The 7,888-nt window shown below is 61.0% G+C and carries 7 protein-coding genes; 6 read left to right on the forward strand and 1 reads right to left on the reverse strand.

Features of this window, described 5'->3' with window-relative positions; all coding sequences use genetic code 11:
• Positions 1-243 precede the first annotated feature (243 nt).
• A complete protein-coding gene (locus tag PSV43_RS01340) occupies positions 244-1,260 on the reverse strand; it encodes a glutamine synthetase beta-grasp domain-containing protein (RefSeq protein ID WP_300192899.1) in 1,017 nt (338 codons plus the stop codon).
• Positions 1,261-1,509: 249 nt separating this feature from the next.
• Here PSV43_RS01340 and PSV43_RS01345 point away from each other — a divergent pair, with 249 nt between their 5' ends.
• The 6 genes from PSV43_RS01345 to bamD all read left to right on the forward strand — a co-directional run bounded on the left by PSV43_RS01345 (position 1,510) and on the right by bamD (position 7,410).
• Positions 1,510-1,803, forward strand: coding sequence for a hypothetical protein (locus PSV43_RS01345; protein WP_300192901.1), 294 nt, complete (start codon positions 1,510-1,512; stop codon positions 1,801-1,803).
• Positions 1,804-1,806: 3 nt separating this feature from the next.
• Positions 1,807-2,103 (forward strand): type II toxin-antitoxin system RelE/ParE family toxin, encoded by a 297-nt coding sequence (locus PSV43_RS01350; RefSeq protein WP_300192903.1) that lies wholly within the window; start codon positions 1,807-1,809, stop codon positions 2,101-2,103.
• Positions 2,104-2,136: 33 nt separating this feature from the next.
• Complete coding sequence (locus PSV43_RS01355) at positions 2,137-2,535, forward strand: serine/threonine protein phosphatase (RefSeq protein ID WP_300192905.1); 399 nt, start codon at positions 2,137-2,139, stop codon at positions 2,533-2,535.
• The gene (locus tag PSV43_RS01360; RefSeq protein ID WP_300192907.1) at positions 2,532-3,347 is read left to right on the forward strand and encodes a protein phosphatase 2C domain-containing protein; all 816 of its coding nucleotides are present in this window, start codon (positions 2,532-2,534) and stop codon (positions 3,345-3,347) included. Before PSV43_RS01355 ends, PSV43_RS01360 begins: the two co-directional genes overlap by 4 nt.
• 260 nt (positions 3,348-3,607) lie before the next feature.
• A complete protein-coding gene (locus tag PSV43_RS01365) occupies positions 3,608-4,027 on the forward strand; it encodes a CBS domain-containing protein (protein ID WP_300192909.1) in 420 nt (139 codons plus the stop codon).
• A 770-nt stretch (positions 4,028-4,797) separates the two neighbouring features.
• Positions 4,798-7,410 (forward strand): outer membrane protein assembly factor BamD, encoded by a 2,613-nt coding sequence (gene bamD / locus PSV43_RS01370; RefSeq protein ID WP_300192911.1) that lies wholly within the window; start codon positions 4,798-4,800, stop codon positions 7,408-7,410.
• The last annotated feature ends 478 nt before the right edge of the window (positions 7,411-7,888 follow it).

The following is a 7,888-nucleotide window of genomic DNA, read 5'->3' on the forward strand; positions in this document are numbered from 1 at the left end:
GCTTCGACGGCGGCTGGCTGAGGACAGCCAGCCCTACCAGCGCTGGGCAGACGCGTTGCCATGCGCCGCTATGCGCAAATCAGTCTTGGAAAATGCTATAGCCTCAGAAATAATCTGCGGGTTCCCTGAATCTGTGGGAGAAATCTGAGACCCTGTGGCGGACATGCCGCACCGCTTTGCGCCACAAAAAAACGCCGCCTGTTTCCAGGCGGCGCTTCGGGGTGAGATGTCTCAGCTAGCGGATCAAGGCTTCGGCACTTCGCCGATGGTCTTGAGCACGCGGCTGGAGATCGCGTAGGGATCTCCCTGGCTGTTCGGACGGCGGTCTTCGAGGTAGCCCTTCCAGCCGTTTTTCTTGAAGCTGTGCGGGACGCGGATGGATGCTCCACGGTCTGCAATGCCCCAGGAGAACTGGTCGATGGACTGGGTCTCATGCTGACCGGTCAGGCGCAGATGATTGTCTGGGCCATAGACGGCGATGTGCTCGGCGCAGTTCTTCTCAAACTGGGCCATGAGGGCGAGGAAGTAGGGCTCGCCGCCGGTTTCACGCATGTACTTGGTGGAGAAGTTGCAGTGCATGCCGGAACCATTCCAGTCGGTGGCACCGAGGGGCTTGCAGCGGTAATCGACTTCCACGCAGTACTTTTCACACAGACGCTGGAGGATGTAACGGGCGACCCACATTTCGTCAGCGGCCTTCTTGGAGCCTTTGCCGAAGATCTGGAATTCCCACTGGCCTTTGGCCACTTCGGCATTGATGCCTTCGTGGTTGATGCCGGCGTCGAGGCAGATTTCCAGGTGCTCTTCAACGATCTGACGGGCGATGTCGCCCACGTTGCTGTAGCCGACACCGGTGTAGTACGGGCCCTGCGGAGCAGGAAAGCCGTTCTCAGGGAAGCCCAGCGGGCGGCCGTCCTGATAGAGGAAGTATTCCTGCTCATAGCCAAACCAGGTGTCCGCATCGTCCAAGATCGTCGCACGGTCATTGGAAAGGTGGGGGGTGCCGTCGGCATTGTACACTTCGCACATGACGAGGGCGCCATTCTTGCGGGTGCTGTCCGGGTACACGGCCACAGGCTTCAGCACGCAGTCAGAGCTGCCACCAGGAGCCTGACGTGTGGAGGAGCCGTCGAAGCCCCATTCTGGAAGCTCTTCCAGCTTGGGAAAACTGGCGTACTCTTTGATTTGAGTTTTGCCACGAAGGTTGCGGACAGGCTGATAACCGTCCAGCCAGAGATATTCGAGTTTGTATTTGGCCATGGTTGAGTGTGTAGGATTAAGTCTTGCCTGTGCCTTCGGAAAAATTTCGTCCAGCGTTAGCAGTGGCGAAATGAGCATATTTCATGCCACGCGCGAGGCTTTTTTTCATGTTTTGCGTTTACCGCCCATCCCGGACAACGACGCCGCCAAACGGCCTGCTTCATGCTTCAGCACTCCGAGGCCATGCGGCGCAGTCCATTCAATCAGGCTCTCGACAAACCGGGCCGGCCTTGATACAATGATACCACCATGACTCAAGTAGCCATTCAACTTCCCGATGAGTTGAACCAGTTCGTGAACCAATCGGTTCTAGCCGGTGATTTTCACAATGCGGACGAGTTTTTCACCAGCGTTGTGTCCATGTACAAGGATCAGGTCGAAGAAGCACTCAGTGAAGCTGAACAAACCAAGCTGGAAAGTCTCCGCCGTGACATTCAAACCGGAGTCGATCAACTCGACCGTGGCGAAGGAAGTGAAATGGAGTGGGATGCGTTTTTTGCAGATCGTCACCGCGCTTATGCAGAACGTCACCGCGCCTCATAGGCCATGGCTACGGTCGCTTATTCAGCCATTGCCAAGGCTGATCTACGTGAGATTTGGGACTATGTTTCTGAAGACAGCCAGCTCCAGGCAGACCGGCTCATCGAGCGGTTTCGATCCAAACTCGAACACCTTGCGCAATGGAACACCCTTGGCCGCCCGCGCCCGGAGATCGCGCGAAATTGCCGCAGCTATCCCTTTGGCCAATACTGTTTCTTTTACCGACCTAGCGACAATGGCATCGAGGTCATTCGCGTGATTCACTCTGCCCGAGATCTTGATCAAATCGAGTTCCTTGAATAAAAGAAAGCGCCCCCTTCCCCCCCAAAAAACGTCATGCAAGAAGCTAAAAACACCGCTCGCGCCATTGTGCACATCGGCTATGACGGCAAGGTGTACAAGCAGTTCAAAGGGCACAATGCCCAGGGCCGTTTCGAAAACGAAGTGCGGGTGCTGAAACTCCTGGAAGAGCGCGGCTGCAACTACGTGCCCCGCCTGCTGGACTCCGAACCCGCCACGCTTAAAATCGTCACCTCGAACTGCGGCTCCATCGTCACCCATATCAGCACGACGCGGGTCAAGGAGCTCTTTGACGAACTGGAGCACACCTACGGCGTGCGCCATGATGACCCCTTCCCCCGCAACATCACCTACCGCGCCACGGACGGCAGGTTCTGCCTGATTGATTTCGAGCTCGCAACCATCCTCGACGAGCCGCCAAAGACTGCTGCATGAGCGACCCCAACCCAACCCAACCCCCCAACCAGCTCCGCTGGTCCGGCATGACCCATGTCGGGCGCGTGCGCCAGAACAATGAAGACACCTTCCTGTGTCTGAATTTTGACGCGCGCGAGGTCCGCTACCTCGGCAAAGTCGGCGAATCCAGCCTCGACAACGGCGACTTCGTCTTCGCTGTGAGCGATGGCATGGGCGGCGCAAAATCCGGCGAATTTGCCAGCAAGATCGCCGCAGAAAAGATCACCCAGCTGCTGCCGCGCAGCTTCAAGCAGTCCGCCCAGAACATCGCCATCGGCCATGGGGACGTGCTGCAGGAGCTCTTCAGCCTGATCCATGCCGAGCTGATCAAACTGGGGCGCTACTATGAGGAGTGCCGTGGCATGGGGGCCACGCTCAGCCTCGGCTGGTTCACCCCCGGCTGCATGCACTTTGCGCACATCGGGGACAGCCGCATTTACTACCTGCCCAAGTCCGGCCCCATGAGGCAGCTCACGCATGATCACAGCTACGTCGGGCACCTTCAGCGCAAAGGCGAACTCAATGAGCGCCAGGCCCGCACCCACCCGCGCAGGAACGTACTCATGCAGGTGCTCGGTGCCGGCCGGCAGTACCTCGATCCCCACATCGGCTCCGTCATCTGCGAGAGCGGCGACCGCTTCCTCTTCTGCACGGACGGCGTCATCGACGGCATCTGGAACCACCGCCTCGCGGACATGCTGGCCAAAGACGACGCCAAGACCATCGTGGAATACGCGGTGGCCGAATCCGGCAAGGATAACGCGAGCGCTGTGGTGGTGGAGATGATGTAGGGACTAGATTCTTGATTCTTGATTCTTGATCCTCGATCCTCGATCACAGCCCGTCGCTAGAAGTAGAAAGCCTCAAGCCAAAGCCGCCCGCTCCAGCGGCAGTCCGACGCGATAGCGTCCCCCATGCCGCGCCACCCAGCGGCGTGTGGAAATCCCGGCTTCAGCCGCTCCCCCGCCCCTCTCCGAACAACATCCGCCCACCCATCCCCAAACCCCGCAGAGCGTCGCCCGTCCCCCACCGCCATGTTTCATCTCCAACCATGAAACGCAACGACCCCATTTCCCACCTCATGTCCCGCAATGTGATCACCGCACACCACGGCGATCCCATCTCCAAAGTCCGCGCACTCTTCCGCGAGCACGGCGTCCATCACATCCCCGTCGTCAATGCCGACCAGCTCGTCGGCATCATCTCCTGGACCGACATCCTCCGCGTCAGCTTTGGCGACGCCTTCAAGACCGACGAACGCGCCGTCGATGCCACGCTCGACCACACCATCACCCTCGAGCAAGTGATGCAAAAGTCCCCCGTCACCCTCGCCGAAACCGGCAGCGTCCGTGAAGCCGCAGAGCTGCTCGCCGGCGGCACCTTCCACGCCCTCCCCATCGTCTCCGGTGCCAAGCTCGTCGGCATCGTCACCACCACCGACCTCATCAAGTACCTCCTCGATCAATTCTAACCGAGGCGCAGTCACGAACCGCCCGCCGCCAAGGCGCGTCGCAAATCCCACGGCAAGCACAAGCAACCGAGCCCCCTATTTGGAGTGCGGTCGCGCAGTGTGGCACAGCCTGCCCTTCGTAGATGTAGCGAAGAAGGAAACGCAGTTGCCGCTTTCCGCAGGCCGTGTCAGTTCATGTGCGCAGCGCTCCTCGGAGCGCGGAATTGATTCCGCTGCACTCCGCTACACACACCCGCTCCGCTTTGGCATGCTGCTTTCGCGACACCGGGTATCACCGTGTTTGCGGTATTCAGTGCGAGCTAACACGCGTCCCACGCGGACGACCTGCTGCGGGCTAAAGTCCCGCGCTCCTTGGCTCTTTTCGGCTTCGTCAATGCTGCGCGCAGCGCTCCGTGGAGCGCGGAATTGATTCCGCTGCACTCACCTTCCCCGCTTTGGCATGCTGCTTTCGCAACACCGGGTATCATCGTGTTTGCGGTATTCAGTGCGAGCTAACACGCGTCCCACGTGGACGACCTGCTGCGGGCTAAAGTCCCGCGCTCCTTGGCTCTTTTCGGCTTTGTTAGTGAATGGATGATTTCCTTGATGCCTGATCTCGTGTCATTCTTGCCAGCGCTGCTGTCTTCCTCCACCTGTCTTGTGCTTGCGACGCGCTTTGATCGAGGTCGAGTTCGAGTAGGAGGACGAGGCCTGAGCAGCGGTGCTTCACATTCGTCTCCGCTCAAGAAGCCCTTTGCCCCGCATCGATTGCTGCGATAGTTTGCGGCAGCATGCCCAAGTCTCGGAGCCTCTTTCTCGCCGCAGTCCTTCTCGCATTTCCCACCGCCTTCTTTGCGGCAGGGCTGGAGGACGCGGCGGAGTATGTCTCAGCGCAGCAGGCCCTCGCGGATGGGCTGCCCAGCGTGGCCGCCGTCAAAGCGGAGCGCCTGCTGAAGCAGAAAGGCTGGACGCGGGTGGAGACACGCCAGCTGGCCACCTTTGCCGCTGAAGCCTGGACACGGGCAACCGACGGCGCACGGGTGCTCGCCCTGGCAGAGGCTTACGACCTTGATGAAGAAACCTTCTGGCGCGCGGAGGGCCTGGTTCTCACCGGAGACCTCACCGCCGCACGACAGGTGCTCACGGAGGACACCAGCACCGCAGCGCCGCACCCGCGCACACCGCTGCTGCTGGCGCAAATTCTTGCCGCCCTGGGTGAAAATGCGGCCGCCCGTGACGCGCTGGCCCCGCTGCTGACCGCCTCCGATGCCGCGCTGAAAAAGCATGCAAGCCTGCTGCAAAGCGAGATCGACATCAATGAAGGCAAACCCGCCAGCGGCCTGCCCACCGCGATGGATCAGGACGATGCCGCCAGCCGCTTTCTCCGTGCGCGCGCCCTGCTGCAAAGCGGGCAGCTCATCCCCGCGCAGAAGATGCTCCAGTCCGTGCTCACCTCCACCCACGGCGGAAAGCGCATCCACCAAGCCGCCGAACTGCTTCAGGTGGAGGCCCTGCTGCAGCAGCACCGCGCCACGGATGCGCAGGAGCAACTGATGAAATTTCTCGATGCCTCGGCAGACAGCCCGCTGTGGGTGGAGGCGTTTGACCTGCTCAACCGCGTCCATCAGGAGAACTCGCCCTCCGTCACCATTCCGGAAGCGGTGCTGCGCTGGATCTCCGCTGGCAACACCGCCCAGCAACTGCCGGAACCGCCGCCTGCGCTGGTGGAAGCCACCGCCACCTTTCGCGGCCACGCCATCTACCTGACCGCCCAGTGGCTGGCCGCGCAGCAACGCGATGACGAAGCGGTGAGCATGCTGGAGTGCCTCATCCAGCGCCACCCCCGCCACCCACGCCTCAGCGATGCCATGCAGTTTGCCATGGAAATCTATGCCAGGCACCGCATGGACGACCGCGTGAAGGCGCTGGCCGAGGCCTGGCACCGGCAGTTCAGCAGACCTTCGGTGCCCGTGGACTTCGCGGTGGGCGGCCTCCACTTCCGGCGTGGCGAGATGCGTGAGGCGCGGCAAATGTTTCAAAACGCCGCCAACGTGGCCACGACCCTGACTGATCGGCGCCGTGCGCTGTTCAACGCCGCCGTGGCCGCCATTTCCGCCAGTGATTTCCCGCTTTACCAGAGTCTCCTCGGTCAACTCGAACTCATCTCCAATGCGGCCGCCGTGGGCGCGGAAAGCACCGCCTCCGCCGCCACGCTGGAGCTCGAAAAGGCGCTCTTCCTCGCCGCCGGTCGCAAGCCCGAGGCGGAGGCCGCGCTGCGCTCCTTCATCCGCACCTATCCGAAGCACCCACGCTTCACGGATGCCTGCATCGCCTTGGCGGAATGGTTTCTGCTTGCCACCCCACCGCGAATTGAGGACGCCTTCAAGTCACTGGACCACGCCACCTCCGCAGCCGGCGCGCCCCCGCCGGCGCAGCAGCAGCGCATCCTTTACACCCGCCTCTGGCTGAGCGATGCCGCCGGAGATTTAAAAACCCTCATCACCCAGAGCATGGATTTTCTCAAGCTCTGGCCCAAGAGCCCCCTGCTCCCCGAAGTGCGCATGAAGATGGCGGGTGCTTACTACCGGCTGGAGGACTTCGCCAATGCACGCACCGAATTTGAAATCATCGCCCGCGACTATCCGGATTCCGAGCAGGCAGACACCGCGCTCTACTTTGCCGCCATGTCCGCCACCTCCGTGATGAGTGACGATGGCCGCAAACGCGCCGTCGCCATCTGGGAGGAACTCGCGCAAAAGAACGGCCCCCTTGCCGTGGCCTCCCTCAGGCAGCAGGCGCTCTCCGAACGGCTGCAGGGAAACCACGCCGCCGCCCTCGCCGTTCTGGACAAAATGCTCGCCATGAAAACGCTCGAACCCGCCCAGCGCCTCATGACCACCTGTGAAAAAGCCGAGCTGCTGCTGCTGCTGGGCAAGACCGATCCCGCACGGCTGGATGCCGCAGCAGATCTGCTGGACGCCTTTCTCACAGACAGCACCCTGCCCTTCGTCTGGAAGGCACGCGCGGGCTTCACGCTCGCCTCCGTGCACCACGATGCGAAGCATGACACGGAAGCCCTCGAAGCCTGCTACGACGTACTGAGTGCCGCCGACCTGACACCTCCCACGAGTCCGGCTGATTACGTGTGGTTTTCCAAGGCGGGCTTCTTTGGGGTGGATCTCCTCGAAGCCTCACGCCAGTGGGAAGCAGCAGCGCGCCTTGCCGAGCAGATCGCCCAGCGCCCCGGAGACCGCGCTGGTGAAGCGCGGGACCGCGCCACCAAGATTCGTTTGGAACACTTCCTCTGGGACGGCCCGGTGCCGAAGCTGCCCACCGTCCTCAAATTCGAAGAGGAACCCACCGACAAAGCCCCTGCGAAGAGTTCGAAGAAGAAATCGAAGTAGCGTGGAGTGATTCAGGATGGCGGCCCCCTTCGCCCTCATGGAATCCCCCCTGCAGCCTTGCCTCTCCCCAGAGGAGGTCCTGGACCATCCGGTGCGGAGTGGAATTCGCTTCATCTCCGTGCGATTCCATGCGTAGGAAGGCTATGGAGTGATTGAAACTGCTATTCTATAGCAGTTTCTATTGAGAAACGCACAGCAGGGTGAAGCGGCGCATGCTGGATGCCGCCGCGGACTTGAGGAGCAGAACTCAACCGCAGAGGTTGGACGGGCGCAAAGGTCTGATTTTTCAAATCGGGATTCTTGTCTCTGCGTTCGTCCATTCTCTGCGGTTCATTGGGGCTTCATCCATGCACGCGGCTTCGAGGAGCAGAACTTAACCGCAGAGGTTGGACGGGCGCAGAGGTCTGATTTTTGAATTCAGGTGGCTTGTCTCTGCGGCCGTCCATTCTCTGCGGTTCATTGGGGCTTCATCCATGCA

This window comes from Prosthecobacter sp., from assembly GCF_029946185.1.
Lineage (GTDB): Bacteria > Verrucomicrobiota > Verrucomicrobiia > Verrucomicrobiales > Verrucomicrobiaceae > Prosthecobacter.

Excerpts from the sequence above, each read along its gene's own strand:
- PSV43_RS01340 (WP_300192899.1), bottom strand. The coding sequence starts at position 1,260 with ATGGCCAAATACAAACTCGAATATCTCTGGCTGGACGGTTATCAGCCT.
- PSV43_RS01345 (WP_300192901.1), top strand. The coding sequence starts at position 1,510 with ATGACTCAAGTAGCCATTCAACTTCCCGATGAGTTGAACCAGTTCGTG.
- PSV43_RS01350 (WP_300192903.1), top strand. The coding sequence starts at position 1,807 with ATGGCTACGGTCGCTTATTCAGCCATTGCCAAGGCTGATCTACGTGAG.
- PSV43_RS01355 (WP_300192905.1), top strand. The coding sequence starts at position 2,137 with ATGCAAGAAGCTAAAAACACCGCTCGCGCCATTGTGCACATCGGCTAT.
- PSV43_RS01360 (WP_300192907.1), top strand. The coding sequence starts at position 2,532 with ATGAGCGACCCCAACCCAACCCAACCCCCCAACCAGCTCCGCTGGTCC.
- PSV43_RS01365 (WP_300192909.1), top strand. The coding sequence starts at position 3,608 with ATGAAACGCAACGACCCCATTTCCCACCTCATGTCCCGCAATGTGATC.
- bamD (WP_300192911.1), top strand. The coding sequence starts at position 4,798 with ATGCCCAAGTCTCGGAGCCTCTTTCTCGCCGCAGTCCTTCTCGCATTT.